Consider the following 953-nt stretch of genomic DNA (forward strand, 5'->3'; position numbering starts at 1 on the left):
CACGGTCTATTATTACGCGCATCTGGACGACTGGCGCCCCGGCCTTGCCGAGGGGCAGGCGGTCCGCACCGGCGCGACGATCGGCACCGTGGGGTCGACAGGCAACGCCAGCCCGGAAGCGCCGCACCTGCATTTCGAGGTGAAGCGGATGCGCGGCGGCGAGCGGTGGTGGCAGGGGGAGGCGGTCAATCCCTATCCCCTCCTTGTCGGATCGGCCCCGTCCCGCTAAATCGCCCGCCACGGGCGCGGCCTGACGACGCGCCCCGGCTCTTTCAAACAGGCACGAACCCATGAAGATCAGCGGCGTGGACATCCGTCCCGGCAACATCATCGAATACGAAGGCGGCATCTGGCGCGCGGTGAAGATCCAGCACACGCAGCCGGGCAAGGGCGGCGCGTACATGCAGGTCGAGCTGAAGAACCTGATCGACGGGCGCAAGAACAACGTCCGCTTCCGCTCCGCCGAGAGCGTCGAGCGGGTGCGGCTGGATACGAAGGATTTCCAGTATCTGTTCCGCGACGGCGATGCGCTGACGTTCATGGACAAGGACAATTACGAGCAGATCACGCTCGACGCCGGAATCCTGGGGGATGCGGCGGCGTTCCTTCAGGACGGCATGGACGTCGTGCTGGAATTGTATGACGAGCGCCCGATCTCGGTCGAGCTGCCCAGCACGATCGAGGCGACGATCGTGGAGGCCGATGCGGTGGTGAAGGGGCAGACCGCCTCCTCAAGCTACAAGCCCGCGGTGCTCGACAACGGCGTGCGCGTGATGGTCCCGCCGCATATCGGCGCGGGGACGCGGATCGTCGTCGACGTGTACGAACAGACCTACGTCCGCCGCGCGGACTGACGTTCTTCTGCTCCCTCTCCCCTCCGGGGAGAGGGTCGGGGTGAGGGGCAGCCCCGAACGATACCGCTTGTGGCGGCCCCCCCCCCCCCCCCCCCCCCC

2 protein-coding genes are annotated in these 953 nt (G+C 67.3%); both read left to right on the top strand.

Features of this window, described 5'->3' with window-relative positions:
• Positions 1-229 (top strand): M23 family metallopeptidase (locus tag ASG29_RS06090; protein WP_156457939.1); only part of this gene is annotated, 229 nt, incomplete at its 5' end.
• 61 nt (positions 230-290) lie between these two features.
• On the top strand, positions 291-854 hold the full coding sequence (efp, locus tag ASG29_RS06095) for an elongation factor P (RefSeq protein WP_055981705.1): 564 nt from the start codon (positions 291-293) through the stop codon (positions 852-854).
• The last annotated feature ends 99 nt before the right edge of the window (positions 855-953 follow it).

Origin of the sequence: Sphingomonas sp. Leaf412 (genome assembly GCF_001425405.1) — a bacterium.
Taxonomy (GTDB): domain Bacteria; phylum Pseudomonadota; class Alphaproteobacteria; order Sphingomonadales; family Sphingomonadaceae; genus Sphingomonas.

What these genes read in the sequence shown, in the direction of transcription:
- efp (WP_055981705.1), top strand. Translation starts at nt 291, where the DNA reads ATGAAGATCAGCGGCGTGGACATCCGTCCCGGCAACATCATCGAATAC.